Origin of the sequence: Neorhizobium tomejilense, from assembly GCF_964254135.1 — a bacterium.
In the GTDB taxonomy this organism is placed as follows: Bacteria; Pseudomonadota; Alphaproteobacteria; order Rhizobiales; family Rhizobiaceae; genus Neorhizobium; species Neorhizobium tomejilense.
The window spans coordinates 328,997-353,788 of the sequence record NZ_CAXUSO020000001.1; the positions used below are offsets into that span (position 1 = coordinate 328,997).

At 62.1% G+C, this 24,792-nt stretch carries 26 protein-coding genes; 9 read left to right on the forward strand and 17 right to left on the reverse strand.

Going from position 1 to position 24,792, the window contains the following annotated elements; all coding sequences use genetic code 11:
• Nucleotides 1–66: 66 nt before the first annotated feature.
• The 5 genes from ACSQ3G_RS01625 to ACSQ3G_RS01645 form a co-directional block, all read right to left on the reverse strand.
• Nucleotides 67–1,440, reverse strand: a complete 1,374-nt coding sequence (locus ACSQ3G_RS01625; RefSeq protein ID WP_436108801.1) for a glutamate--cysteine ligase — start codon at nt 1,438–1,440, stop codon at nt 67–69.
• Between the two features lie 128 nt (nt 1,441–1,568).
• A complete protein-coding gene (locus ACSQ3G_RS01630) occupies nt 1,569–2,306 on the reverse strand; it encodes a 16S rRNA (uracil(1498)-N(3))-methyltransferase (RefSeq protein WP_436108802.1) in 738 nt (245 codons plus the stop codon).
• Nucleotides 2,307–2,319: 13 nt separating this feature from the next.
• A complete protein-coding gene (locus ACSQ3G_RS01635; protein ID WP_436108803.1) occupies nt 2,320–3,825 on the reverse strand; it encodes an inorganic phosphate transporter in 1,506 nt (501 codons plus the stop codon).
• 143 nt (nt 3,826–3,968) lie between these two features.
• A complete protein-coding gene (locus tag ACSQ3G_RS01640) occupies nt 3,969–4,475 on the reverse strand; it encodes an NUDIX hydrolase (protein WP_105426546.1) in 507 nt (168 codons plus the stop codon).
• Nucleotides 4,476–4,689: 214 nt separating this feature from the next.
• Nucleotides 4,690–5,463: a FadR/GntR family transcriptional regulator gene (locus ACSQ3G_RS01645; protein ID WP_436108804.1), complete on the reverse strand. Its 774-nt coding sequence runs from the start codon at nt 5,461–5,463 to the stop codon at nt 4,690–4,692.
• Between the two features lie 98 nt (nt 5,464–5,561).
• Between ACSQ3G_RS01645 and ACSQ3G_RS01650 the strand changes: the two genes are divergently transcribed.
• The 3 genes from ACSQ3G_RS01650 to glcF all read left to right on the forward strand — a co-directional run bounded on the left by ACSQ3G_RS01650 (nt 5,562) and on the right by glcF (nt 9,741).
• Nucleotides 5,562–7,001, forward strand: a complete 1,440-nt coding sequence (locus ACSQ3G_RS01650; RefSeq protein WP_436108805.1) for an FAD-linked oxidase C-terminal domain-containing protein — start codon at nt 5,562–5,564, stop codon at nt 6,999–7,001.
• The gene (locus ACSQ3G_RS01655) at nt 6,998–8,194 is read left to right on the forward strand and encodes an FAD-binding protein (protein WP_436108806.1); all 1,197 of its coding nucleotides are present in this window, start codon (nt 6,998–7,000) and stop codon (nt 8,192–8,194) included. Before ACSQ3G_RS01650 ends, ACSQ3G_RS01655 begins: the two co-directional genes overlap by 4 nt.
• A 242-nt stretch (nt 8,195–8,436) precedes the next feature.
• Complete coding sequence (gene glcF / locus ACSQ3G_RS01660) at nt 8,437–9,741, forward strand: glycolate oxidase subunit GlcF (protein ID WP_436108807.1); 1,305 nt, start codon at nt 8,437–8,439, stop codon at nt 9,739–9,741.
• Nucleotides 9,742–9,802: 61 nt separating this feature from the next.
• Here glcF and ACSQ3G_RS01665 read toward each other — a convergent pair whose 3' ends face one another.
• From ACSQ3G_RS01665 to ACSQ3G_RS01675, 3 genes are all read right to left on the reverse strand, one after another.
• Nucleotides 9,803–10,522 carry an outer membrane protein gene (locus ACSQ3G_RS01665; RefSeq protein WP_498072568.1) on the reverse strand — a complete coding sequence of 240 codons (720 nt, stop codon included), beginning with the start codon at nt 10,520–10,522 and terminating at the stop codon, nt 9,803–9,805.
• Between the two features lie 181 nt (nt 10,523–10,703).
• Nucleotides 10,704–11,411, reverse strand: a complete 708-nt coding sequence (locus ACSQ3G_RS01670) for a L,D-transpeptidase (RefSeq protein WP_436108809.1) — start codon at nt 11,409–11,411, stop codon at nt 10,704–10,706.
• A gap of 147 nt (nt 11,412–11,558) precedes the next feature.
• The gene (locus ACSQ3G_RS01675; RefSeq protein ID WP_498072572.1) at nt 11,559–12,317 is read right to left on the reverse strand and encodes a L,D-transpeptidase; all 759 of its coding nucleotides are present in this window, start codon (nt 12,315–12,317) and stop codon (nt 11,559–11,561) included.
• Between the two features lie 243 nt (nt 12,318–12,560).
• Between ACSQ3G_RS01675 and ACSQ3G_RS01680 the strand changes: the two genes are divergently transcribed.
• Entirely contained in the window at nt 12,561–13,190 is a 630-nt protein-coding gene (locus tag ACSQ3G_RS01680) for a DNA-3-methyladenine glycosylase I (protein WP_105418578.1), read from the forward strand.
• Here the strand turns inward: ACSQ3G_RS01680 and ACSQ3G_RS01685 are convergent.
• The 5 genes from ACSQ3G_RS01685 to relB all read right to left on the reverse strand — a co-directional run bounded on the left by ACSQ3G_RS01685 (nt 13,177) and on the right by relB (nt 15,718).
• Nucleotides 13,177–13,881, reverse strand: coding sequence for an HAD family hydrolase (locus tag ACSQ3G_RS01685; RefSeq protein ID WP_436108811.1), 705 nt, complete (start codon nt 13,879–13,881; stop codon nt 13,177–13,179). The two genes, ACSQ3G_RS01680 and ACSQ3G_RS01685, sit on opposite strands and share 14 nt — an antisense overlap.
• 87 nt (nt 13,882–13,968) lie before the next feature.
• Nucleotides 13,969–14,340: a CopM family metallochaperone gene (gene copM, locus ACSQ3G_RS01690; RefSeq protein ID WP_436108812.1), complete on the reverse strand. Its 372-nt coding sequence runs from the start codon at nt 14,338–14,340 to the stop codon at nt 13,969–13,971.
• A 141-nt stretch (nt 14,341–14,481) separates the two neighbouring features.
• Nucleotides 14,482–15,234, reverse strand: coding sequence for a hypothetical protein (locus ACSQ3G_RS01695; protein ID WP_436108813.1), 753 nt, complete (start codon nt 15,232–15,234; stop codon nt 14,482–14,484).
• Between the two features lie 3 nt (nt 15,235–15,237).
• Complete coding sequence (locus ACSQ3G_RS01700; RefSeq protein ID WP_436108814.1) at nt 15,238–15,507, reverse strand: type II toxin-antitoxin system RelE family toxin; 270 nt, start codon at nt 15,505–15,507, stop codon at nt 15,238–15,240.
• Entirely contained in the window at nt 15,491–15,718 is a 228-nt protein-coding gene (gene relB, locus ACSQ3G_RS01705) for a type II toxin-antitoxin system RelB family antitoxin (RefSeq protein ID WP_436108815.1), read from the reverse strand. Before relB ends, ACSQ3G_RS01700 begins: the two co-directional genes overlap by 17 nt.
• Before the next feature lie 160 nt (nt 15,719–15,878).
• On the opposite strand from relB, the gene hisS reads away from it, so the two are divergent.
• The 4 genes from hisS (at nt 15,879) to ACSQ3G_RS01725 (ending at nt 19,874) form a co-directional block, all read left to right on the forward strand.
• Nucleotides 15,879–17,450: a histidine--tRNA ligase gene (gene hisS, locus ACSQ3G_RS01710; protein WP_436108816.1), complete on the forward strand. Its 1,572-nt coding sequence runs from the start codon at nt 15,879–15,881 to the stop codon at nt 17,448–17,450.
• A gap of 180 nt (nt 17,451–17,630) precedes the next feature.
• Nucleotides 17,631–18,752 carry an ATP phosphoribosyltransferase regulatory subunit gene (locus ACSQ3G_RS01715; protein WP_436108817.1) on the forward strand — a complete coding sequence of 374 codons (1,122 nt, stop codon included), beginning with the start codon at nt 17,631–17,633 and terminating at the stop codon, nt 18,750–18,752.
• Nucleotides 18,749–19,447 (forward strand): ATP phosphoribosyltransferase, encoded by a 699-nt coding sequence (gene hisG / locus ACSQ3G_RS01720; protein ID WP_436108818.1) that lies wholly within the window; start codon nt 18,749–18,751, stop codon nt 19,445–19,447. The genes ACSQ3G_RS01715 and hisG overlap by 4 nt, the downstream gene beginning before the upstream one ends.
• A gap of 22 nt (nt 19,448–19,469) precedes the next feature.
• On the forward strand, nt 19,470–19,874 hold the full coding sequence (locus ACSQ3G_RS01725; protein ID WP_436108819.1) for a GFA family protein: 405 nt from the start codon (nt 19,470–19,472) through the stop codon (nt 19,872–19,874).
• A gap of 65 nt (nt 19,875–19,939) precedes the next feature.
• Here ACSQ3G_RS01725 and ACSQ3G_RS01730 read toward each other — a convergent pair whose 3' ends face one another.
• Nucleotides 19,940–20,389 (reverse strand): DoxX family protein, encoded by a 450-nt coding sequence (locus tag ACSQ3G_RS01730; protein ID WP_436108820.1) that lies wholly within the window; start codon nt 20,387–20,389, stop codon nt 19,940–19,942.
• 276 nt (nt 20,390–20,665) lie between these two features.
• On the opposite strand from ACSQ3G_RS01730, the gene ACSQ3G_RS01735 reads away from it, so the two are divergent.
• A complete protein-coding gene (locus ACSQ3G_RS01735) occupies nt 20,666–20,980 on the forward strand; it encodes a hypothetical protein (RefSeq protein ID WP_436108821.1) in 315 nt (104 codons plus the stop codon).
• Between the two features lie 108 nt (nt 20,981–21,088).
• On the opposite strand, the gene ACSQ3G_RS01740 is transcribed toward ACSQ3G_RS01735, so the two are convergent.
• The 3 genes from ACSQ3G_RS01740 to groES all read right to left on the reverse strand — a co-directional run bounded on the left by ACSQ3G_RS01740 (nt 21,089) and on the right by groES (nt 24,760).
• Complete coding sequence (locus ACSQ3G_RS01740) at nt 21,089–22,630, reverse strand: cation:proton antiporter (RefSeq protein ID WP_436108822.1); 1,542 nt, start codon at nt 22,628–22,630, stop codon at nt 21,089–21,091.
• A 131-nt stretch (nt 22,631–22,761) separates the two neighbouring features.
• Nucleotides 22,762–24,405, reverse strand: coding sequence for a chaperonin GroEL (gene groL / locus ACSQ3G_RS01745; RefSeq protein WP_038540272.1), 1,644 nt, complete (start codon nt 24,403–24,405; stop codon nt 22,762–22,764).
• Nucleotides 24,406–24,463: 58 nt separating this feature from the next.
• Entirely contained in the window at nt 24,464–24,760 is a 297-nt protein-coding gene (groES, locus tag ACSQ3G_RS01750) for a co-chaperone GroES (protein ID WP_007752582.1), read from the reverse strand.
• Between the last annotated feature and the right edge of the window lie 32 nt (nt 24,761–24,792).

Below are 24,792 nucleotides of genomic sequence, written 5' to 3' on the forward strand. Positions count from 1 at the left end.
GTGATGCACCACTATATCCGGAAAGTGCTGGACGGAAACCGGTTTTTAGAACCGATCTCAATCTGGTCAGTATTGGTATTCCTCGAACACCGGCTCGACCGAGCCGTTCCAGCGGCCGTGATAGAGAGACAGCAGGTCGTCCGCCATGGTCGTCTTCTTGGCGAGCACTTCGTCAAGCGGTTGCAGGAAGATGCTTTCGTCCTGTCCTTCGCCGTTGAGCCGCGCCCGCGCCTTCAAACCCGCCTTGGAGATCGCTACCGCCTCGCGGGCGACGTCGAGCACCGACTTGCCCTTGATTTCGGCCTTCAGGCCCTTGACCGGCACGGCATCGCGCATGGCGATGACGTCCTCGACCGTCCAGTCGGCCGTCAGCGTTTCGGCGTCGGCAAGCGCCGTGTCGTCGTAGAGCAGGCCGACCCAGAAGGCCGGCAGCGCGCAGATCCGCCGCCACGGGCCACCATCGGCGCCGCGCATTTCGAGGAAACGCTTCAGGCGAACGTCGGGGAAGAGGGTGGAAAGGTGGTTTGTCCAGTCGCCCATCGTCGGTTCCCAGTCCTTGACTTCGCCTTTCAGGGCGCCGTTCATGAACTGGCGGAAGGTGACATGCGTGCAGTCGTGATATTTGCCGTCGCGAACGATGAAATACATCGGCACGTCGAGCGCCCATTCCACATAGTCGGCAAAGCCGAAATCTGGTTTGAACACGAAGGGTAGCACGCCAGAACGCTGGTTGTCGGTGTCGCGCCAGATGTCGCCGCGCCAGGAGACCAGGCCGTTCGGCTTGCCTTCAGTGAACGGGGAGGACGCAAACAGCGCGGTCGCGATCGATTGCAGCTTCATCGACACGCGCATCTTGGCGGCCATGTCCTCCTCCGAGGAGAAGTCGAGGTTCACCTGGATCGTGCAGGTGCGGTACATCATGTCGAGGCCCTTGGAACCGACCTTCGGCATGTAGCGCGTCATGATGTCGTAACGGGATTTCGGCATGCGCGGGGTTTCCGCGAGTGTCCATTTCGGGCTGCCGCCGATGCCGAGAAAACGGATGCCCATCGGTTCGGCGATCTCGCGCAGAACGGCGAGATGCTGGTTGGATTCCCGACAGGTCTGATGGATGGTCTCGACCGGCGCGCCGGAAAGCTCGAACTGGCCGCCGGGTTCGATCGAGATCGCGCCCATGCCGGAATGTTCGGCAAGCCCGATGATGTTCTCGCCGTCCATGATCGGCTCCCAGCCGAGCTTCTTTTCCATGCCTTTCAGCAGCGCGGAAATGCTGGCGTCGCCGAAATAGGGAACCGGGCTGTTGTCTCCCCGGAAAAAGGCGAATTTCTCATGCTCCGTGCCGATGCGGAAATCTTCTTTCGGCCGCGGTCCCTGCGCCAGGTAGGCGGAAAGCTCGGACACCGAGGTAAGCGGTGTCTGGTCGGTCGTATCGCGGGCCATGAAAATTACCTTGCTCGGAATGCCTGATCTGGACAGATAGCCGGCTGATTGGACCGGATTGATGTGCGCTGCAAGTGAATTTCTTTCAAGATAGATTCAGAATTTTCGAGGCCGTCATGTCAAGCGGGTCAACGCCAGTCGCCGACCGCGGCCTGGATGACCGCAAGCGCCGCCACCGCAGCCGTATCCGCCCTTAATATCCGGGGCCCGAGCGGTATCGCGGTGACGAAGGAAAGCGAACGCAGCCTTTCCCTTTCCTCGTCCGAAAATCCGCCTTCCGGGCCGACCAGCAGCGCCAGCTTGCTCTCTTTGATCGCCGAGAGGATAGGCAGCGGGTTCTGGCCCTCGTCGCCTTCGTCGCAGAAGATGATGCGCCGATCGTGGGGCCAGGTATCGAGCAGGTCGCCGAGTTTCTTCGGTGGCGCGACCTCCGGCACCGACAAAATGCCGCACTGTTCCGCGGCCTCCACCACATTCGCCTGAAGCCGGTCCATGCTGGTAATCTTGCCCTGTACATGCTGGGTCATGACCGGCTGGATGAACCCTGCACCCATCTCGACCGCCTTCTGCACCAGATAGTCGAGACGACCGACCTTCAGCGGCGCGAAGAGATAATGCAGGTCGGAGGCAGGCGGCTGCGGCCGGGTTTCCTCGATCGCTTCCAGCACGATCTTCTTGCGGGTCGGATAGGTGATTTTCGCCTTCCATTCGCCGTCGCGGCCGTTGAAGAGCAGGATTGCCGAACCTTCCTCCATCCTCAGCACGTTGGCGAGATAGTTGAACTGCTCCGACGACACCTCATGGCGAACACCGGCGCCGAGCGGCGCCTCGATGAACAGCCTCTGCATCCGGAAATTGGCGCGCATGGAAACCTCGAAGCTAGACGAACAGCGCGAACATAGCCGTGGCGATCAGCGCCGCAAGGGTTGCTGCCGCCGGAAGGGTGATCATCCACGCCGCGATGATGCTCAAGAAATGCGAGCGCCGCACCAGGTAACGCCGTTTCAGCTCGTCGTCATTGCGCTCGAAGGGCTCGGTGGTATCGAGATCCTTGCCGGCCCGCACCCGCATGTATTCGAAGCGGCGTCGGGAATGGCGGGTATACCATTCGCGGAAGAAGCCGACGCCGAACACCGCACCGACGGCAATGTGGGTCGAGGAAACCGGCAGCCCGATCCAGGAGGCAACGATCACCGTCAGCGCCGTCGACAGCGAGACGCAATAGGCGCGCATCGGATTGAGCTTGGTGATCTCGGCGCCGACCAGCCGGACCAGCTTCGGGCCATAGAGCAGCAAGCCGAGCGAGATTCCGAGGCCACCGATGATCAGTTCCCAGAGCGGGATGCGTACGCCGGTCGAAATGCCCCGTTGGGCCGCAGAAACGATCGCCGCAAGTGGACCGATGGCGTTGGAAACGTCATTGGCGCCATGCGCGAAAGAGAGCAGGGCCGCAGAAAGAATGAGCGGAATACGGAAGAGCGCGCGAAGCGACTGATTGCGGTTCTCGAGCCCCTCGGCTTGCCGGGCGATCACCGGGATCAGCAGGCGCCAGGCAGCGAGGCCGGTCAGGAGAGCGACAAGCGTGGCAACCGGCGCCGACACGTCCACCAGTTCTCCCAGCCCGAGCAGCGCCAGATAGCCTGCAAAGGCGCCAGTCATCACGCCGATCAGCACCGGCACCCACTTCTTCGCCGCGGCGATCTTGTCCTCGCGGTAGATGATGGTTTCCTTGACGAAGAACAGGAAGGAGGCGGCAATGACGGCGCCGAGGATCGGCGAAAAGACCCAGCTTGCGGTGATGCCCGCAATCGTTCCCCACTTGACTGCGGATAGTCCGGCGGCCGCGATCCCGGCACCCATGACCCCGCCGACGATCGAATGGGTGGTGGAAATCGGTGTGCCGAGCCAGGTCGCGACGTTGATCAGCACCGCGGCCGAGAGGAGTGCCGCCATCATCGCCCATATCAGCACGTCGGGGCTGGTGATCATGCCGCCCTGCATGATGCCGTTGGCGATCGTGTTGGCGACGCCCCGGCCGGCGATCACGGCACCCGCCACTTCGAAAACGGCCGCAAGACCGAGACCGAAGGTCATGGTCATGGCACGGGCACCGACGGCAGCGCCGATATTGTTGGTGACGTCGTTGGCGCCGATGTTCATCGCCATGTAGGCGGCAAGGCCGGAGGCGGCGATGACGACGACGGCGCCGGGTTTGCCGGTGACGTAGGCGGCCGCAAAGATGGCGACGAGGATGATGAACAGCAGTGCCGTTCCCGGTGCGGCAAGCCCGCGCGACATCTGCCGGGTGGCTTCCTCAACGGAGGAGAATTTCTCCAGATCCTTGTCGAGCGTCGGCTTCGCCAGGCGCGGCCTTTTCTGGCCCATATCTCCATCCTTGGGTGAAAAGTGAGGCGCGAGAACGGAACTGTCGGCCGTCTCCGCCTCCCGGAAGAAATCAAGGCCTATCGCTTAATAGCGTGCGCAGGCGAAGGCAATATTGCGGAATTGTGAAGGTGCTTCGAAGCGCTCTAACTTGCAGCCTTGATTGCAAGCTGCGGAACGCGCGGCTGCATTCGTTCGGCGAACTGCAGGAAGAGAATCTTCAGTTCCGGTTCGTTGACGCGCAGCGCGGCCTCTTCACAGGAAACCCATTCCAGTGTTCGAGAGCCCTTTTCCGGATAGCTCTTCAAGCATTCGTCCACTTCGAGCGCGTGAACCTGCACCCGCACAGGGATCTTCAGGCCGTTATCGAGGGTCTTGCGGTAGTGATAGAAACCGAGCGGTTCCTTCTCCACCTTGCCCTTGACGCCAACCTCTTCGAACGCTTCGCGTTCGGCGACCTGGTGAGCCTTCTTGTCGGTCATCGGCCAGCCCTTCGGCACGACCCATCGGCCGGTATCGCGGCTGGTCGCAACAAGAACCTCGAGTTGTCCCGGCTTCTTTTTTATCCGGTAGCAAAGCGCAGCATATTGCTGCCGCGGCGGCCGCTGCAGCATCAACCTGAGATTGCTCGTAACCCGATCCATCAAGCCCAATTTCTGTTTAGTCCTCCAGCAAATGGTAATTTACTAATATAATGCTTGCGCGAGGATTAACGACCCTCAGCGGCTCCTTTTGAGAAGAATCACGGTGGATAACCACTACGGAAGCGATAACCATTGTGAGGCCACTTAGTTTCACGTCAATAGAAATTTGCACAGGTGTTCAATTGTAGCTGTGCATGACGTCCGGCCATCTGCAGGAGGGGCCTCAGATCGTGGTCTGGATCATCCTGAGTTGCGCGATTCGGCTCCATTCTCCCGTGCGTTCGGCCTCGTTGGTGACCTTCGAGATGAAGTCGATATGGTCTTCCGCAGCCTTTCGGGCCTTGGCAGGATCGCCGTCCAGTATTGCCTGGCCGATCGCTTCGTGTTGCGTCATCACGGCATCGTGGGCGCTGCCGACATTGAAGATGATGCGGCGGTTGTAAAAGATCCCGTCGCTGAGCAGCCGGTAGCAGGCGCGCAGGGTGTGCATGAGAATGATGTTATGCGCCGCATCGCCGATTGCATTGTGGAATTCGACGTCGGATGTCAGTTCGTCCTCGAAACGCCCGTCCCGATGCGCGCTGCGCATCGTCTCCAGGATGCGCTCGATGAGTTGCTTGTCGGTGTCCGTCGCGCGTTCGGCGGCAAGTTCCGCCGTCATGCCTTCGAGCTGGCGACGATATTCCAGATAGTCGTGAACCGCCCGCTGGTGCCGGCGGATCAGGGCGACCAGCGGCGGCGAGAAGATCTGGCCGACGATATCGGCGACATAGGTGCCGCCGCCGTGCTGGCTGGTGAGCAGCCCGCGTGCCTCCAGCTCCTTCAGCGCCTCCCGCAGGATCGGCCGGGAAACGTCGAACCTCTGGGCCAGCTCGCGCTCGCCCGGCAGGCGGTCGCCGTCGCGCAGCACGCCGTTCAGGATCAGGCTCTCGATCTGCAGGATGACCTCGTCCGCAGTTCGACCATGCGGCACCGGCGCGAAAAGCTCATGCGTCAACTTTGCCGTCTCCAATCGGGTGATGCCAGCCTGGCGTTCGGGCTTCTTGTATCACTGGTAAAAAAAGTATACCAGTTGAATGTCTTTAGGAGGAGCCGGTGGCCGATACGATCAGTTTTCTGAAGCCTCGCGAGGCGGTGCTGTCGCGCCGGGCGGCGATTATTGCCGACCTGACCGAGCTTCTGCCGCCCGAATGCCTGGTCCATGAGGCACGCGAGCTGGTGCCTTTCGAGACGGACGCGTTCGTCTCCTACCGCCGCCTGCCGCTCGCCGTCGCCCTGCCGAAGACCACGGCGCAGGTGGCCGCGGTGATGAAATACTGTCATCGTTATGGCATTCCGGTCGTGCCGCGCGGGGCAGGCACGTCGCTTTCCGGCGGCGCCATCCCGCAGGAGGATGCGGTCGTGCTCGGCCTGTCCAAGATGTCGCGCATCCTGGAAGTCGACTACGCCAACCGCACCGCCACCGTGCAGGCAGGCGTCACCAACCTCAACATTTCCGAAGCGGTCGGCATCGACGGGTTTTTCTATGCGCCGGATCCCAGCTCCCAGCTCGCCTGCACCATCGGCGGCAATATCGGCATGAATTCCGGCGGCGCCCACTGTCTGAAATACGGAGTCACCACCAATAACCTGCTCGGCGTGAAGATGGTCTTGGTCGACGGCGCGGTGATCGACCTCGGCGGCAAACATCTGGATGCGGCGGGTTACGACCTGCTCGGCCTCGTCTGCGGCTCGGAAGGCCAGCTCGGCATCGTCACCGAGGCCGTGGTTCGGTTGATCGCCAAGCCGGAGGGCGCCCGCCCGGTCCTGTTCGGCTTCGATACATCCGAGCATGCAGGCGCCTGCGTCGCTGACATCATCGGCTCGGGGATCATTCCCGTCGCCATCGAATTCATGGACAAGCCGGCGATCGAGATCTGCGAGGCGTTCGCCCATGCGGGTTATCCGCTCGACGTGGAAGCGCTGCTGATCGTCGAGGTCGAGGGCTCCGAGGCCGAGATGGAGGCGATGCTGAAGGCGATCGTCGAGATCGCCGGGCGCTATGGCGTCAAGACGGTGCGCGAAAGCCAGTCGGCAACCGAGGCGGCGCTGATCTGGAAAGGCCGCAAATCCGCCTTCGGCGCCACGGGCCGCATCGCCGATTACATATGCATGGATGGCACGGTGCCGCTCGGCAAGCTCTCCTATGTGCTCAACAAGACCTCCGAGATCGTCGATCGTTTCGGGCTCAGGGTCGCCAACGTCTTTCATGCCGGCGACGGCAACATGCATCCGCTGATCCTGTTCAATGCGAACGACCCCGAGGATGCGGCCAGGGCCGAGGAGGCGGGCAACGAGATCCTGAAACTCTGCGTCGATGCCGGTGGCTGCCTGACCGGCGAACATGGCGTCGGCATCGAGAAACGCGACCTGATGCGCCACCAGTATTCGGAGGCTGACCTCAACCAGCAGATGGCGGTGCGCTACGCCTTCGACGAAGGCTGGATACTCAACCCGTCCAAGGTCTTTCCGCTGGATGGACGGCCTGCCGCATGACGCTGATCCCGAATTCCGAAACGGATGCCGCCTATATCATCCGCAATGCCGCCGGCGACGGCAAGAAGCTTGCGCTGTGCGGCGGCAACACCCGCGCCGGTTTCGGTAACTCCGCCGAGCCTGCGGAAATGATGAACTCGACCGGCCTTTTCGGCATTGTCGACTACGAGCCGGCGGAAATGGTGATGACGGTCAAGACAGGTACCCCGGTCGCCGAGATCGAGGCGGTGCTCGCCGCCAACCGGCAGATGATGGCGTTCGAGCCGATGGACCATCGCGGCGTCATGGGCACGCTCGGCGAGCCGACGATCGGCGGCGTGTTTGCGGCAAACGTCTCCGGCCCGCGTCGTTTCGTCTCGGGTGCTGCCCGCGACAGCCTGCTGGGCATCCGTTTCATCAACGGCCGGGGCGAGGCGATCCGCGCCGGCGGCCGGGTGATGAAGAACGTCACCGGCCTCGATCTCGTCAAACTGCTCGCCGGTTCGCAAGGCACGCTCGGGTTCCTGACCGAAGTGACTTTTCGGGTGTTGCCGGTGCCGCAGACGGTGGAGACCATCGTCATCTCCGGCCTCGACGACGCGGCCGCCGCAAAGGCGATGGCGGCGGCGATGGCGCTGCCGGTCGAAGTATCGGGCGCCGCCCACCTGCCGCAGACTGTCCGGTTCCGTTTTCTCGGCGGTGCCTTGCCGAGCGGGGAGGCGACCGTCCTGCGCCTTGAAGGCCTTGCCGCGTCGGTTTCCGTGCGCGCCGAAAAGCTCGCGGCCGTCATGGAGGCATTCGGTCCGGTCTCCCGGCTCGGCCTGGAGGAGAACCAAACGCTCTGGCGCCAGATCCGCGATGTCTATCCCTATTCGGATGGGACCCTGAAACCCGTCTGGCGCGTCTCGATCGCCCCGTCTGCGGGCCATCAACTCGTTGCCGCCCTCCGGCTGGAAACCGGCGTCGATGCCTTCTACGACTGGCAGGGCGGGTTGGTCTGGATGCGCATGGAGGCAGACCCGGAAGCGGATTTGCTGCGCCGCTATATCCGCGCTCTCGGCGGCGGCCACGCGACGCTGCTGCGGGCATCGGATGCGGTGCGCGCGGGAACGCAGGCTTTCGAACCGCTGCCGGATGCGGTGGCGGCACTCTCGGCGCGCGTAAAGCAGAAGCTCGACCCGGCCGGCATTTTTTGTCCGGGGAAGATGGGGTGATGAATATGTCGTCGCTTTCACCCGGTCGCCCCCCTCTGGCCTGCCGGCCATCTCCCCCACAGGTGGGGAGATCGGCTGGGCGCGCTGACACAGCCTCCATCACCGCTGTCGAAATTGGCGAGACGTTGCCGCGATTCGATCTCCCCCCTTGTGGGGGAGATGGCCGGCAGGCCAGAGGGGGGTGTGCTTCAGGACGCAGTGCCCTCGATCGATGCGCAGCCTCCGCGAGGGATACTCAATAAATGCAAACCAACTTCACTCTCGCCCAACTCGCCGATCCGCATGTGGCCGAATCCGAAAAGATCCTCCGCCGCTGCGTCCATTGCGGGTTCTGCACCGCCACCTGTCCCACCTACGTCACCCTCGGCAACGAACTCGACAGCCCGCGCGGCCGCATCTATCTGATCAAGGACATGCTGGAAAACGGCCGCGCGGCGGACGAGGAAGTGGTTACCCATATCGACCGTTGTCTCTCCTGTCTTGCCTGCGTCACCACCTGTCCGTCCGGCGTCGATTATATGCACCTGGTCGACCATGCCCGCATCCATATCGAGAATACCTACCGGCGCCCGCTGATGGACAGGTTGATCCGCGACCTGCTCGCCGCCGTTCTGCCCTATCCCGCCCGCTTCCGCGCGGCACTTGGTTTCGCCAAACTCGGTCGCCCCTTCGCGCCGCTCCTGAAGCGTATTCCTGCGCTGAAGCCGCTGGGCGCGATGCTGGATCTCGCGCCGAAATCCGCCGCCAGGATTTCCCACTCGGCGATGCCTGTCACGCATGCGCCCGAGACCGAGAAGCGCGGCCGCGTCGCGATCCTGTCAGGCTGCGCTCAGCCGGTGCTCGATCCGGGCATCAACGAAGCCACCCTCCGGCTTCTTGCTCGGCTCGGGATCGAAGTCGTGGTGCCGGAAGGCGAGGGCTGCTGCGGCGCGCTCGTCCACCATATGGGCCGCGAGGAGCAGGCGCTCGATTTTGCCCGCCGCAATGTCGATGTCTGGATGCGCGAGATCGACAAGGGTGGCCTCGATGCGATCATCATCACCGCGTCGGGCTGCGGCACGACGATCAAGGACTACGGCCACATGCTGAGGCTCGACCCGGCCTATGCGGACAAGGCGGCCAAAGTCTCGAGTCTTGGCAAGGATATTACCGAATATCTGTCGACGCTCGACCTGCCGAGGCTCGAACCGAAACGGCTGAACGTCGCCTATCACTCCGCCTGCTCGATGCAGCACGGCCAGAAGATCACCATGGCGCCGAAGAACCTGCTGAAGGCGGCGGGCTTCACTGTCCGCGATCCGGGCGAGGGGCATCTGTGCTGCGGTTCGGCCGGCACCTACAATATCCTGCAGTCGGAAATCTCGGCACAGTTGAAGGCTCGCAAGGTGAGGAATATCGAGGCCACCAAGGCCGATGTGATCGCCACCGGCAATATCGGCTGCATCACCCAGATCGCCTCCGGCACCGCGATCCCGATCCTGCACACCGTCGAGCTTCTGGACTGGGCTTATGGAGGCCCCAAGCCGGAAAAGATCCCGGCCGGATAAAATTCCGCTCAATAAAAAAGCCGGCGAAATCGCCGGCTTTTTTCGTCAAAGGCCTGAAGCCTTAGAACTTGTAGGAGACGCCGAGGTTGATGGCGTGCGTCAGGATGTTGGTCTTCAGCGAAGCGCCGCTGTCGATGTCCACATCCACGAACGAGTAGTTGCCCTTGTATTCGGCGAACATCGACCACTTTTCGGTGAGCTGGTACTTCACGCCGGCCTGGGCCTGGATCGTCGCGCCACCGAACTGATATTCGAAGGTGCGGCCGGAAGCGCGGGTCACTTCGACATGCGGCACGTTGATACCGACACCGGCGCCGACATAAGGCGTCCACTTGCTGCCTTCGATCGGGAACTTGTAGAGCGCGTTGAGCGTCAGCAGGTTCAGGCCGTCGGTGAATTCGAAGACGCTCCAGCCGCCAGCCTTGACCATGCTCTCGTCGTCTGCATAGACCTTGGCGTGGGTGTAATCGAGCGAAACACCCCAGTTCGTGAGGGCGCCGCCGTCGAACCAGTAGGTACCGCGGACGCCCCAGTAGGGCGGCATCGCGAAGGGCTTGGTATCCCAGCCGGCTGCGAAATCAGGTCCGTCCGAGACGTCGACATCGGAGTGCGGCGCGAACTGGTAACCGCCGTAACCGGAGATTTCAAATCCGCCGGTGTGAACCGGAGCCACATAGGCTGGGGTGGCTGGTGTCATGTCGGCCGCTTGAGCCGGAGCAATATAAGCAAGACCAGCGGTGAGAAGCGTGGAAGCGAAAGCGAAAGAAAGAATTTTGCGCATGAATCAGCCTGCAGGGAGGAACGTTGGCTTTTGATGACTGAATGTTTAGCGGCGGATGCATCGGCGGTCTGTGCTTTTTCTGCATCAGTCGCCGACGAAGCTAGGCGATTTATGGTTAACGAAGTCTAAACCTCTGAAAAGGGCAGCTTTTGCTGCCCTTTTTGACCTTTGACGAGGTTTCTCAGCCGCCGAAAATTGTGCCGAAAATATCGATGCCGCGATCCTTGAAATCGACGCTGCCCTGCCGGTTGCCGGGGCCGATGACGATCACCTTCGTGCCGATGTCGGCGCGCGAATAAAGATGTTCGACATCCTTGTTCATCATCCGGATGCAGCCTGATGACATGTTGAGGCCGATCGTCCAGGGCTGGTTGGTGCCGTGGATGCGGAAGATCGTGTCGCGGCCGCCCTTGTAGAGATACATGGCGCGGGCACCGAGCGGGTTGTCGATGCCGCCTTCCTGCACGGCTGGCAGAATGCGGCCGGCGCGGCGTTCGCGAACGCGCATCTCGGCCGGCGGCGTCCAGGAGGGCCACTCCGCCTTGCGGCCGACACTGACCACGCCCGACCAGCCGAACCCTTCGCGCCCGACGCCGATGCCGTAGCGGGTCGCCCGGTTGGGGCCTTCGATATAGTAGAGGAACTTGTTGTTGGTATCGACGATGATCGTGCCGGGTTTCTCGGTCGTCGAGAAGCGCACCACGCGGCGCTTGAATTGTTCCGGAACTTCCCGTGGCATCGCGACAAGCGTCACGTCGCCCGCAGGGCGTTCGATAGGCGCTGCCGCCGGGCTGATTGCGCTCGCATGTCCGGCGGTAAAGAAGATCGCGCCAGCCATTCCCACGGCCATTGCGAAGGTCTTGCCTGCCCCCATTCCCCCTGTTCTCATTCCAAAATCCTCTCCGCTCTGTTGAACGGCGGAGGCTAACCGACTCGGGCATCAAAGCAAGCCGGGATAGATGTAATAAAGAAGATGTGATGGCAAAAAGGCGGCGGTACTGTGTCTCCGCCGCCTCACCTTTGGCCTTTGCCGGCGTTACATGACGACGACTTTGGTGCCGATGTTCACCCGCTCGTAGAGGTCGGTGACATCTTCGTTGCGCATGCGAATGCAGCCGGAAGAGACGGCGCTGCCGATCGACCAGGGGGCGTTGGTGCCGTGGATGCGGTAGAGCGTCGAGCCGAGATACATGGCGCGGGCGCCGAGCGGGTTTTCCGGTCCGCCTTCCATGCGGGCCGGCAGGTAATGGCCCTTGGCGGCTTCGCGGCTGATCATTTCCGAAGGCGGCGTCCAGTCCGGCCACTCGGCCTTGCGGGTCACCCGGTGCTCACCGGCCCATTCGAAGCCCGGCTTGCCGACGCCGACGCCGTAACGCCGCGCCTGGCCATTGCCCGTGACCAGATAGAGGAAGCGGTTATTGGTATCGATGATGATGGTGCCGGCCTTTTCCTTGCTGTCGTAGGCGACCGTCTGGGGCAGGAACTGCGGTTCGATCCGGCTGCGGATCGGCTGCGGCCGCATCGCCACCGGCTGCACGGTGGAGCGGTCGAAGATGCCGCGGCGAACCATCGGCTGCTGCTCGCGCTGCTGGTAGATGGCGCGCTGCTGGGCGGCCTGGCGCGGATAGACCACCGGGCGGCCGTTGGGGCCGGCGAGCTGCATCACCCATGGGGCTGCAAGATCGGGGCTGACGACCACGGGCGGACGCTCGCGATAGCGGTCCTGGGCAAACGTGGCGGAACTGGAAAAGGCGGCGGCAAGGCCGAAGGCCAGGAAAAGGGTTTTCTTCATGATCGGATCCACACGTTACAAATCACCGACCGGACGCCCCTCAAACATTTGGATAATTTGGCGTCGGTGTTGACGAACATGGTGACCGCGAGGTGAAAGCGAATGGTAAACGGGTGGAACATTCCAAGCCGGCCGACCTATAAACCTTTTGGCAGGGTTACCGCCCGGTTTTGAAACATGGTTGACCAATGTTAAAGCCGGCCAAAAGCCCCTTAACCAAAGGGATCGGGCCAAAAGGAATTGGGAATGGAAAAGGCGGGAATCATCGTCGGCGAAGACGGCAAGGGGCGTTGCGCCTGGCATGGCGGTCTCGAAGACTACCGGCGTTATCACGACGAGGAATGGGGCCGGCCGGTGACCGACGATATCCGCCTGTTCGAGAAGATCTGCCTGGAAGGTTTCCAGTCCGGCCTGTCCTGGCTGACGATCCTGAGGAAGCGCGAGAATTTCCGCGCCGCCTTTGCCGGTTTCGATTTCGAGAAAATCGCGCAGTTCGGCGAGGAGGATATCGCCCGCTGCCTGGCCGATGCCGGCATCATCCGCCATCGCGGCAAGATCGTCTCGACCATCAACAATGCCGCCCGCGCCATCGAACTGAAGCGCGAGTTCGGTTCGCTCGCAAAGTTCTTCTGGAGTTTCGAGCCGGGGCCGCACCAGCGTCCGGAGGTGATGGATCTTGCGACGCTCAGGGCCAACCCCACCACGCCGGTGTCGGTAACGTTGTCCAAAGCTCTGAAAAAACGCGGCTGGACCTTCGTCGGGCCGACCACCGTCTACGCTTTCATGCAGGCGATGGGCATGGTCAACGACCATCTCGACGGCTGTTTCTGCCAGCGCGAAGTCGATGAACTCAGGCTGAAGTTCAGGCGCCCGTAATTTCCGACAGCACCGATCCCAGTTCGCCCAGATGTTCGATCTGGCGGAAGCGCGGCGCGTCGGTCGGCGCGTCCACATGTTCCAGAACCCAGGTCAGCGCGTGCGGTACGAACACGCCGTAGCTCCCTGCCGCGATTGCCGGCACGATGTCGGATTTCAGCGAATTGCCGACCATCATCGCCCGTTCAGGTCCGTCCGCGACCTTCGAGAAGATGCGGCGATAGGTGGTGGCGTTCTTCTCGCTGACGATCTCCACCGCATCGAAGAAATCGCCGAGGCCCGATTGGGCGAGCTTGCGCTCCTGGTCGAACAGGTCGCCCTTGGTGATCAGCACCAGCAGATATTCGCCGTTCAGGGCCTCCAGCGTCTCTTCCACATGCGGCAGAGTTTCGACCGGATGGCGCAGCAGGTCGCGGCCGATGTCGAGGATCTCGCTGATCGTCCTGGTCGGCACCTTGCCGTTGGTGATCTCGATCGCCGTCTCGATCATCGACAGGGTGAACCCTTTGATGCCGAAACCGTAGTGGGAAAGATTACGCTTTTCCGCTTCCAGCAGCCGCTCCGCAATATGCGCGCCTTCGGCGAACCCGCCGAGCAGCTTGGCGAAGTGTTCCTCCGTCAGCCGGTAATACTGTTCGTTCTGCCAGAGCGTATCGTCGGCATCGAAGCCGATGGCGGTAATCGGGCGCATGGATCTGCCTCCATCCGCTGATATGGCGAAAAAGGGGGCGCCGGGCAAGATGAAAGCCTGCCCGGCGCCGATCTGCATCAAGGGTTGTTACTTGCCGTGCGCCTTCAACCAGGCCTGCATGTCGGCGATTTCCGCCTCCTGCGCCTTGATGACGGCTTCAGCGAGCTTGCGGATTTCCGGATCCTTGCCATGCGCAAGCTCGACCTTGGCCATGTCGATTGCGCCCTGGTGATGCGGGATCATGCTGCGCACGAAATCTGCATCCGTATCACCGGAATACTGGATCGCCATGTCCTTGTGCATTTTGGCGTTCGCATCTTCGAATGCCTTGGTGGAGGGGCTGCCGCCCGTCGGCATGCTCATCTTGGAGTGGTCCATCCCCTTCATCTCCTGCGCGGCGAGCGGCCCGGTCATGAGAGCGGAGAGGGCGGCGGTCATGAGAAAGATTTTTGCAGACATAGGTTTCCTTTCCGTGTCCGACAGAGTTTTGATGATGACGTGAGCCGAATTTACGTCAGGCGCGGGGAGGGGGCGTCAGCGGCGCGGCGTGACATGGTTCCGAATCTACGGTCGTCCTTGGGGAAATCAACCGCGCCGAGATCACAAGGCGATGACATCGTGCACCGCCTGATACTCCTTGCTGAGCTCGCCATAAGGCGCAACCGGCCAAGTCCAACCCCGTTTCGCTGCCGGCGCCGGCACGCCATAAAACAGGTCGGCTTCTTCCAGCACCTGGCCCGCCCGATCGGTGACGCGATAGGCGGTATCGGTGATCAGAGCCGTTTTGCAGGGCAGTGCTTTGAGGCCGTCGAGATGCGCCCGGACCAGTCGCTGCAGGACCTCGTCGCGCGAGGGACTGTTTTCGGCCTCCAGCCGGCGTTTCGATCCGACACCGATCTGCGACAGGATATTGGCCGAGACGACGAGATCGAGATACGGCACCTGCCGCAGGAACGACAGCGGTTCCGGAATTTTGGCTGCGACCGCATCGTCGAAGCCGGAGAGGTCGCGCGAAATCAGCCGGACATTCCCGAACCGCTTCGCCTTCAGCCGCATCCGCACGCTCGCCAGATGCACGAGGTCGACCAGCACCACCGTATCGAATTTCGCCGCCAGATCGTCGATCGGCACGTCGCGCAGCAGGCCCGAACCCAGCACGACGCAGGTCCGCCGCTGCTTCATTCCGGCCATCGTTTCGCGAATGAAGGCTTTGCAGTTCTCTTCATGCGCTGCCCAATCCTTCGCGCACCGCCCGGCCCGCGACCACAGGCTGACGGACGAACGGATGAAGGGACGGAATTGCTTCGGCGTGACCAGGGAGGTCGCGGCGTATTGGATGGCTTCGGTGAGCATGAATTAGCGATAGACCTCTCGGCGGTGGCCGACCTCGATCACCAGCACGACGAGCTTGTGGTCCTGGATGTCGCAGATGATGCGGTAATCGCCGACCTTGTAGCGCCAGAACTTGCCCAGTTCGGATCCGTGTAAGGCTTCGCCTGCCTGGCGCGGGTTATCGAGCTTTGCCAGACGGTTATAAAGAAAGGAATGGATACGTTTTTGGACTTGAGGATCGAGCTTTTCGACTTGTTTTCGGACCAGCTTGTCGAATTCAATCGACCAGACCACGCCAGAACTCCTCGCTGCTGATCACTTCGGATTCTCCGCGCCGGATTCTGAGCGTAGCCTCTTCGGCCAGACGCAGATCTTCCATATCTTCCAGCAACTGCTCCACAGCCTCGGTGACATAAACAGACGGATCTTTTCCGGTCCGCTCAGCCAATGCTTCGAGCCGTTCGATCGTCTCATCAGGGAGCTCAATGGCAGCGTGCTTACCCACGGCGCATTCCTTTGTGGCGGGGACTTCGCTCGTATAGCACTTTATGTCCGCACCTTCCAGTATCCGGCATGACGCCGCCCTTGCCGCTCCGGCCTCTATCCTCTAAGAAACCGCACACAAATCCGGCCTCTCCGGGGCCTTTGGCAATGGAATTCCGATCATGAACGACAAGAGCAAAAAACCGCAGAAACTGAGAGCCCGCCTGCCGCGCGGCTTCGTCGATCGCTCCGCCGCCGATATCCACGCCACCAACGAGATGACCGCGAAGATCCGCGAGGTCTACGAACGTTACGGTTTCGACCCGGTCGAGACGCCGCTGTTTGAATATACCGATGCGCTTGGAAAATTCCTGCCCGACAGCGACCGCCCGAACGAGGGTGTGTTCTCGCTGCAGGATGACGACGACCAGTGGATGAGCCTGCGCTACGACCTGACGGCGCCGCTCGCCCGCCATGTCGCGGAAAATTTCAACGAAATCCAACTGCCGTTCCGCACCTATCGCGCCGGCTACGTCTTCCGCAACGAGAAGCCGGGCCCGGGCCGTTTCCGCCAGTTCATGCAGTTCGACGCCGACACCGTTGGTGCGCCGGGTGTCCAGGCGGATGCCGAAATGTGCATGATGATGGCCGATACGATGGAAGCGCTCGGCATCAAGCGCGGCGATTATGTGATCCGGGTGAATAACCGCAAGGTTCTGGACGGCGTCATGGAGGCGATCGGGCTTGGCGGTGAGGAGAATGCCGGACGTCGCCTGAACGTGCTGCGCGCCATCGACAAGCTCGATAAGTTCGGCATTGAAGGCGTGCGTCTGTTGCTCGGGGAAGGCCGTAAGGATGAGTCCGGCGACTTCACCAAGGGTGCGGGGCTCAAACAAATGCACATTGATTACATTGCAAGTTTGTTCTTGGAAACGAAAGATAGCGAATCGATTAAGCAGGTCCAATCTTCAGAAGAAGCCCGACGGTCGATGATGTTGCCGTTGCAAGGCGTACTTGGAGGAAACAAGCAAAACGAGACATACCTGAACGGTATCGATGAGCTGCTTAGCCTTAAGAGTTTGGTCACAGCTGCTGGTTATGGGCCGGAGCGCGTACTTATCGACATGTCTGTTGTCCGCGGTCTCGAATACTACACCGGGATGGTCTACGAAGCCGAACTCACCTTCGACGTCACCAACGAAAAGGGCGAAAAGGTCGTGTTCGGCTCGGTCGGGGGCGGCGGGCGTTATGATGGCCTCGTGTCGCGCTTCATGGGCCAGCCGGTTCCGGCGACCGGTTTCTCGATCGGCGTTTCGCGCCTGATGACGGCGCTGAAGAACCTCGGCAAGCTCGGCCAGGACGAGGTGATCGCCCCGGTTCTGATCACTGTCATGGATGGCGATGTCGAGAGCATGGGCCGTTACCAGCGCTTCACCCAGGCGCTGCGCAACGAAGGCATCCGCGCCGAAATGTACCAGGGCAACTGGAAGAAGTTCGGCAACCAGCTGAAATATGCCGACCGCCGCGGCTGCCCGATCGCCATCATCCAGGGCGGCGACGAGCGGGCGCAGGGCGTCGTGCAGATGAAGGACCTGATCGAGGGCAAGCGCCTGTCCGGCGAGATCGAGGACAATGCGAGCTGGCGCGAGGCGCGTGTAGCGCAGGAAACCGTTCCCGAGGCGGATTTGGTCGCCAAGGTGAAGGAGATTCTGGCTGCTCAGGCCGAGGATCGGAAGAGGGCGGGCAATGCGTGAGTGTAGACCCCTCCCCAACCCCTCCCCACAAGGGGGAGGGGCTTTACGCGGCGCTGGCCTGCCCAAATCAACTCGCCCAGATTCGGTGACGCCTGAGATTGTGCTCTTGGAGCGCCGCGGGTTAGTCCCTCCCCCTTGTGGGGAGGGGTTGGGGAGGGGACTTGTCTTCGGAGCGATCCCATGCCCCTGATCGACATGCCCGACTTCTCCAGCGACCTCCTCGCCGAATTCGCCGCCCGCCGCACCGAGCGGGTCAACACGCCGGTCATTCAGCCCGCCGAACCGTTCCTCGATATGGCCGGGGAGGATCTGCGCCGCCGGATTTTCCTCACCGAAAGCGAGACCGGCACCAATCTCTGCTTGCGGCCGGAATTCACCATCCCCGTCTGCCTGCGGCACATCGAAACGGCCACCGGCACACCAAAACGGTATTCCTATCTCGGCGAAGTGTTCCGCCAGCGCCGTGAGGGTTCCCACGAATTCTATCAGGCCGGCATCGAGGATCTCGGCGATAAGGATATCGCCAGTTCCGATGCCCGGGCCATCGGCGATGCGACCGGCATCCTGAAAGCGCTACTGCCCGGCCGCAAGCTCGCGCTCACGCTCGGCGACCAGGCGGTGTTCGAGGCGGTGGTCAAGGCGCTCGGCCTACCGTTCGGCTGGCAGCGGCGGCTGATCCACGCGTTCGGCGACATGGCGCACCTCGAAGCGCTGCTGGAGCGGCTTGCCAGGCCGCAGCCGGTCACCGGCCTCGATCCGCAGATCGCCGAATTGATCGCTTCGGACAACGAGGCGGATCTCGTTGCCCGCATCGACCGCACCATGCAGGAAACCGGTTATTCCACCAACGCCAGCCGTTCGCCGACCGAGATCGCGAGACGGCTAAAGGAGAAGCTGGAACTGGCCGAAACCCGGCTCGACGGCACTGCATTGCTGCTGCTGCGCGAATTCCTGACGCTGCAATTGCCACTCGCGGAAGCGCCCGCCGCCTTGGCCGGCTTTGCCGATGCCGCCGGCCTAAAGCTCGGCGCGGCGGTTTCTCGCTTCGACGCCCGGCTGGCAGCGCTCGCCAATGCCGGCGCCGATCTCTCCGCCATGACTTACCGCGCCGCCTTCGGCCGGCCGCTCGATTATTATACCGGCCTCGTTTTCGAGGTGACCGAAGTGGGATCGTCGGCAGTGCTTGCCGGCGGCGGTCGTTTCGATCGGCTGCTGACTCTGCTCGGCGCAAAGGAACATATTCCGGCTGTCGGTTTCTCGCTCTGGCTCGACCGGATTGAAACGGCGAGGGCATCCAGATGAGCACGATCACCATCGCTCTGCCCTCCAAGGGCCGTATCAAGGAAGAGACAGCCGAGATCTTCGAGCGCGCCGGGCTTGCCATTTCCGCTGTCGGCAACGACCGTTCCTATCGCGGCCGTATCGAGGGCATGGAAGGCGTCGAGATCGCCTATCTCTCGGCCTCGGAGATTGCCCGCGAGCTTGCGAGCGGCGCCGTCGATTTCGGCGTCACCGGCGAAGACCTGGTGCGCGAAGGCATGGCCGGCGCCGACGGACGGGTCGAATTCTGCGCCCGCCTCGGCTTCGGTCACGCGGATGTGGTCGTCGCCGTGCCGGAAATCTGGCTCGACGTCGAAACCATGGCCGATCTCGGCGACGTGGCGGCGGATTTCCGCGCCCGCCATGGCCGGCGGCTGGCTATCGCCACCAAATACTGGCGGCTCACCCAGCAATTCTTTTCGAGCCAGCACGGCATCCAGCTCTACCGCATCGTCGAAAGCCTCGGCGCCACGGAAGGCGCGCCGGCCGCCGGCCAGGCGGATATCATCGTCGATATCACCTCGACGGGATCGACGCTCAGGGCCAATCACCTGAAGATCCTGTCGGATGGGGTGATCCTGAAGTCCGAGGCCTGCCTGGTCCGGGCCCGCAAGCCGGCTCACGAGAAGGATCCGCGGATCGCCGGGATCGTGGAGGCAGTCCGCGCCGCGCTCTGAGTTTTGAAGAGGAGGAAGCACGATGCACGTGACCGGTCGATGCCATTGCGGCTATGTGACCTATGAGGCCGAACTCGACCCGAAGCGGATCAGTATCTGCCATTGCACCGATTGCCAGACGCTGAGCGGTTCGCCGTTTCGTGTCACCGCCGTCGTACCGGAAAGCGGTCTGAAGCTCACCGGGCACGAGCCAAAGCTCTACCGTAAGGTGGCCGAGAGCGGCCGCGTCCGCCAGCAGTATTTCTGCCCCGAATGCGGCTCGCCGCTTTTCGTCAATGGCGAAGGTGAGGCGGCCAGGATCTGGGGCATCCGCTGGGGCAGTATCGACCAGCGGGCGGAGTTGAAGCCGCAGCGCCAGATCTGGTGCCGCTCGGCCGTTTCCTGGCTGCCCGAAATGACTGAACTGCCGGCCGTCCAGACCGATTGAGATCAAAAAAATACCCGCCGGACTTCTCATCCGGCGGGCAGTCTTGGGCAGGGAATTTCGAAAGCTTAGGCAGCGATTGCGACAGAACCGCGGCGGGCATCGACAGAAAATGCACCGGCGCCGACGGCGGTGAGAACCAGGAAGCCACCGGCAATCGTCAGGTTCTTCATCATCATCAGGCTGTTAAAGAGCGTCAGCAGGCCGTTGGCGGCCTCCGGGAAGTTCGGGACGTTGATGGCGCCGGAATGGAAGACGAACGCGGTGAAAGCCGAGAAGAGAGCCAGCAGCAGCGCTGCGATGCGCGTCTGGAAGCCGGTCAGCACGGCAAGGCCGGCGACCAGTTCGAACAGGCCCGCGACATAGGCGAGCAGCATGCCGGCCGGAAGGCCGGCGCCGGTGATCATGCCGGCGGTGCCGGCGGGATCGATGAGCTTCTGGAAACCGGACATGACGAACATGCCGGACAGGAGGACGCGGCCGACGAGAAGCAGGGAATTGGTAGCGGTGGTGGACATTTTTGGGATCTCCGGATCGGTGTCTCTGGTGGGACACGCGGGGTTGAATTCTCTGGGACCGTATGTGCCCCATTTCGCCCGTATCCGGAAGATGAACAATGATTGACGGTTTGTTCGACAAAAGGAGACAATCGCTCGTGCGGCCGATACTGCGCCGCCGCCTGCTTCAAACGGCAGCGACCTTCAAGGATGCTCCTCTTTGCTGAACGCAACCTTCAGCAAAGGTTCATCGTTTCTCCTTCAACATGCGATCATTGCCGATGAAAGGAACCCCTCATGAAGAAGATCATCATCACCGCGCTCGCTCTCCTGGTCGCATCCGCGGTTCCGACCCTTGCCCAGACCTACCGCAGCGAGGCGCGGGAAAACCGCCAGGAATACCGCATCTATCGCGGCATGGCCCGGGGTGAGCTGACGCCGCGCGAATTGCGCAACCTCTCCCGCCAGCAACATCGCATCGACCGGGCGCAGTCCCGTGCCGGCCGTGACGGCTACATTTCCTATCGGGAGCGTCAGCGGATCGAGCGCATGCAGGACCGCGCTTCGCGCAACATCTACCGCAAGAGCAATAACGGCCGCGATATCTACTGATTGCGCAACGCGGAACTGTAGATCGGTGTAACGGGGCGGCTTCCAGGCCGCCCTTCGCATGCCGCGCCGGCATTTCGTTACCCGCAATAGTACTGACTGAACGGCGGATCAGCTCTCCTCGATCCTGCGTGCATCTTCCGGCAGGACCGAAAGTTCGCGCCAGTCGATCTCCTCGAGCAGCAGATTGTATTCGTCGACATTGACCTTGTGCACCGAGCGAAGCTTTTCCAGCTCTTCCCGCTGCGCGGCAATCGCCGTCAGGGCCAGCCGCCGGTAGGTCTCGAGCGAGTTGGCGTCCTCGCTGCGGGAAGCGGCCAGCTGCTCGATGCGGAACTTGGAGCGCAGCAGTTCCGCCTCCGTCTCGGTCGCGCCCTCGAGTCTCGAAAGGCCGGCAAGGGCGATCTTGCTGCGCAGAATGGCGAGTTCACCATGCCCCTCGGCACGGCGGTCGAGGCCGAGCCAGCGGATGATCGGCGTCAGCGTCAGTCCCTGGACGACGAGGGTCGCAAGAACCACCGAAAAGGCGGTCAGCACCACCACGTCGCGCTGCGGAAAATCCATCGGCAGGGCAAAGGCGGTCGCAAGCGTCACTAGGCCGCGCATGCCGCACCAGCCGGCCAGCAGCGCCTGCGTCGTCGTCGCGGGTTCCGGCCTGCCGCGGCTGCGCTCGTACCAGGCGGTGAGGCGATTGTAGCCGACGCAGACGATAAAACGGACGGCGACGACGATCACGATGGTGATCAGCGAAAACTGCGCAGCATCCCAAAGATGATCGGCCGGCATTCCGCCGACGATGTCGCGAACCTGCATGCCCATCAGCAGGAAGGCCATGACGTTGAGCACGAAGACGACCGCAGTCCAGACCGCATAGGACTGCACCCGCATGCGGGCCGAGGAGCGGGCTTCGCTGCTTCTCGCCAGCGTCATCGCGAAGGCGACGATGGCGAGCACAGCCGACAGGCCAAGCCGTTCGGCGAGGATCCACAGAAGGAAGGTTTGGACGAACTGCAGGAGGACGCCGCCGAGCGTGCCGGCGACGAACCGCATGAGATACCGGACCACCCAGGCGGCAAGGATGCCGAGCAGCAGGCCGCCGGGCACTGCGACGGAAAGATGCAGCGCGACGCCGGTGTCGAGGCTGCCGGCCGATTGCACCGAAAGCGCCGCGTCGAAGATCAGCAGCGCGGCCGCATCGTTGAACAGGCTCTCGCCTCGGAGGACCGTATCGGTGGTGCGCGGGATCGACATCGACGACAGCACCGCCGTCGCTGCTGCCGCATCGGGGGGAGCGACGATCGCACCGAGCACCAGCGCCGCGGCAATCGGCAACCCGGCAAAAGCCCATCCCGCAAAGGCGACGACCGCCGCGGTCGCACATACGCCGCCGATCGCAAAGACAAGCAGCGGAACCCAGAACCGGCGGGCCGTCCCGAGCGGAAAATCGAACGCGGCATCGAGCAGCGCCGGCGCGATGAACAGCGCCAGCGCGGTGTGCGGATCGAGCGAGATATAGGGCATGCCCGGCACCAGCGCGACCGCGGCACCCGCCAGCGCCAGCATCGACGGATAGGGCACGGAAAGCCGGCGCGAGATCTGCAGGAGCACGATCGCGACAAGCAGCAGGACGAGCAGGCTCTCGAAGAAACTCATGGCGCGACTGTAATTGTGGTCTGCGTCTTTGTCAGCCGGGCTCCATCCCGCAGACAAAACAAAAAGGGCGATCCGAGGATCGCCCTTTTCTCAACTGAACCGATTGGCTCAGATGTGAAGACCCGGAGGTCTTACATCATGTCCATGCCGCCCATACCGCCCATGCCGCCAGGCATGCCGCCGCCAGCCGATTCCTTCTTCGGAAGTTCGGCGATCATGGCTTCGGTGGTGATCAGCAGCGAAGCAACCGAAGCTGCGTTCTGCAGAGCCGTGCGAACGACCTTGAGCGGGTCGACGATGCCCATGGTGATCATGTCGCCATATTCAGACGTCTGGGCGTTGTAGCCGTAGTTGTCTTCGTTCTTTTCGAGGATCTTGCCGACCACGATCGAAGCTTCGTCACCAGCGTTTTCAGCGATCTGGCGAACCAGCGACTGCAGAGCGCGGCGAACGATGTTGATGCCGGCTTCCTGGTCGTCGTTTGCACCCTTTGCGGTGATCTTGACGGAGGAACGCAGCAGGGCAACGCCGCCGCCCGGTACGATGCCTTCCTGAACGGCAGCGCGCGTCGCGTTGAGGGCGTCGTCGATGCGGTCCTTCTTTTCCTTGACTTCGACTTCCGTCGAGCCGCCGACGCGGATCACGGCAACGCCGCCGGCCAGCTTGGCCAGACGTTCCTGCAGCTTTTCGCGGTCGTAGTCGGAAGTGGTTTCTTCGATCTGAGCCTTGATCTGACCAACGCGGCCTTCGATGTCGGCCTTGGAGCCGGCGCCGTCGACGATCGTGGTGTTTTCCTTGGAGATCGAGACCTTCTTGGTGCGGCCGAGCATGTCGAGCGTGACGTTCTCGAGCTTGATGCCGAGGTCTTCGGAGATGACAGTGCCGCCCGTCAGGATGGCGATGTCTTCGAGCATGGCCTTGCGGCGATCACCGAAGCCCGGAGCCTTGACGGCAGCGATCTTGAGGCCGCCACGCAGCTTGTTGACGACGAGCGTCGCAAGAGCTTCGCCTTCGACGTCTTCAGCGATGATCAGGAGCGGCTTGCCGGTCTGGACGACGGCTTCGAGAACCGGGAGCATTGCCTGCAGGTTCGAGAGCTTCTTCTCGTGGAGGAGAATGAAAGCGTCGTCGAGATCGGCAACCATCTTTTCCGGGTTGGTGACGAAGTAGGGCGACAGGTAGCCGCGGTCGAACTGCATGCCTTCGACGACTTCAAGTTCGGTTTCGGCGGTCTTGGCTTCTTCAACCGTGATGACGCCTTCGTTGCCGACCTTCTGCATGGCTTCAGCAATGTCGAGACCGACCTGCTTGTCGCCGTTTGCGGAGATCGTGCCGACCTGTGCGACTTCTTCCGAGGTCGAGATCTTCTTGGCCTTGGCCTGGAGATCCTTGACGACGTCAGCCACTGCGAGGTCGATGCCGCGCTTCAGGTCCATCGGGTTCATGCCGGCTGCAACGGCCTTGTTGCCTTCGCGAACGATCGCCTGGGCAAGAACGGTAGCCGTCGTGGTGCCGTCGCCGGCGATGTCGTTGGTCTTCGAAGCAACTTCGCGGACCATCTGGGCGCCCATGTTTTCGAACTTGTCGTCAAGTTCGATTTCCTTGGCGACCGAAACGCCGTCCTTGGTGATGCGCGGAGCGCCGAAGGACTTGTCGATGATGACGTTACGGCCCTTCGGGCCGAGCGTTACCTTGACTGCGTCGGCGAGAATGTCGACGCCGCGCAGCATCTTTTCGCGCGCGGTGCGGCCGAACTTGATTTCTTTAGCTGCCATTTTGGGAACTCCTGAAAAGGGGTGTCAGCGATATTTCAGTGAAAGCAACCGACTGAGATCAGCCGATGATGCCCATGATGTCGGATTCCTTCATGATCAGAAGGTCTTCGCCGTCGAGCTTGACTTCGGTGCCGGACCACTTGCCGAACAGGACGCGATCGCCAGCCTTGACGTCGAGAGCGGTGATGTTGCCCTTGTCGTCGCGGGTGCCGGTGCCGACGGCGACGATTTCGCCTTCCTGCGGCTTTTCCTTGGCGGTATCAGGAATGATGATGCCGCCCTTGGTCTTGGCTTCGGATTCGACGCGACGAACAACGACGCGGTCGTGAAGGGGGCGGAAATTGGTGCTTGCCATTGTCTAATCCCTCGATCAAATGACATGGACGG

Excerpts from the sequence above, each read along its gene's own strand:
- ACSQ3G_RS01685 (WP_436108811.1), bottom strand. The coding sequence starts at position 13,881 with ATGCGCCCGATTACCGCCATCGGCTTCGATGCCGACGATACGCTCTGG.
- ACSQ3G_RS01630 (WP_436108802.1), bottom strand. The coding sequence starts at position 2,306 with ATGCGCGCCAATTTCCGGATGCAGAGGCTGTTCATCGAGGCGCCGCTC.
- ACSQ3G_RS01730 (WP_436108820.1), bottom strand. The coding sequence starts at position 20,389 with ATGTCCACCACCGCTACCAATTCCCTGCTTCTCGTCGGCCGCGTCCTC.
- ACSQ3G_RS01740 (WP_436108822.1), bottom strand. The coding sequence starts at position 22,630 with ATGAGTTTCTTCGAGAGCCTGCTCGTCCTGCTGCTTGTCGCGATCGTG.
- ACSQ3G_RS01635 (WP_436108803.1), bottom strand. The coding sequence starts at position 3,825 with ATGGGCCAGAAAAGGCCGCGCCTGGCGAAGCCGACGCTCGACAAGGAT.
- ACSQ3G_RS01670 (WP_436108809.1), bottom strand. The coding sequence starts at position 11,411 with ATGAGAACAGGGGGAATGGGGGCAGGCAAGACCTTCGCAATGGCCGTG.
- hisG (WP_436108818.1), top strand. The coding sequence starts at position 18,749 with ATGAGCACGATCACCATCGCTCTGCCCTCCAAGGGCCGTATCAAGGAA.
- ACSQ3G_RS01665 (WP_498072568.1), bottom strand. The coding sequence starts at position 10,522 with ATGCGCAAAATTCTTTCTTTCGCTTTCGCTTCCACGCTTCTCACCGCT.
- ACSQ3G_RS01735 (WP_436108821.1), top strand. The coding sequence starts at position 20,666 with ATGAAGAAGATCATCATCACCGCGCTCGCTCTCCTGGTCGCATCCGCG.
- glcF (WP_436108807.1), top strand. The coding sequence starts at position 8,437 with ATGCAAACCAACTTCACTCTCGCCCAACTCGCCGATCCGCATGTGGCC.
- ACSQ3G_RS01695 (WP_436108813.1), bottom strand. The coding sequence starts at position 15,234 with ATGCTCACCGAAGCCATCCAATACGCCGCGACCTCCCTGGTCACGCCG.
- hisS (WP_436108816.1), top strand. The coding sequence starts at position 15,879 with ATGAACGACAAGAGCAAAAAACCGCAGAAACTGAGAGCCCGCCTGCCG.
- groL (WP_038540272.1), bottom strand. The coding sequence starts at position 24,405 with ATGGCAGCTAAAGAAATCAAGTTCGGCCGCACCGCGCGCGAAAAGATG.
- groES (WP_007752582.1), bottom strand. The coding sequence starts at position 24,760 with ATGGCAAGCACCAATTTCCGCCCCCTTCACGACCGCGTCGTTGTTCGT.
- ACSQ3G_RS01725 (WP_436108819.1), top strand. The coding sequence starts at position 19,470 with ATGCACGTGACCGGTCGATGCCATTGCGGCTATGTGACCTATGAGGCC.
- ACSQ3G_RS01655 (WP_436108806.1), top strand. The coding sequence starts at position 6,998 with ATGACGCTGATCCCGAATTCCGAAACGGATGCCGCCTATATCATCCGC.
- ACSQ3G_RS01715 (WP_436108817.1), top strand. The coding sequence starts at position 17,631 with ATGCCCCTGATCGACATGCCCGACTTCTCCAGCGACCTCCTCGCCGAA.
- ACSQ3G_RS01625 (WP_436108801.1), bottom strand. The coding sequence starts at position 1,440 with ATGGCCCGCGATACGACCGACCAGACACCGCTTACCTCGGTGTCCGAG.
- copM (WP_436108812.1), bottom strand. The coding sequence starts at position 14,340 with ATGTCTGCAAAAATCTTTCTCATGACCGCCGCCCTCTCCGCTCTCATG.
- ACSQ3G_RS01680 (WP_105418578.1), top strand. The coding sequence starts at position 12,561 with ATGGAAAAGGCGGGAATCATCGTCGGCGAAGACGGCAAGGGGCGTTGC.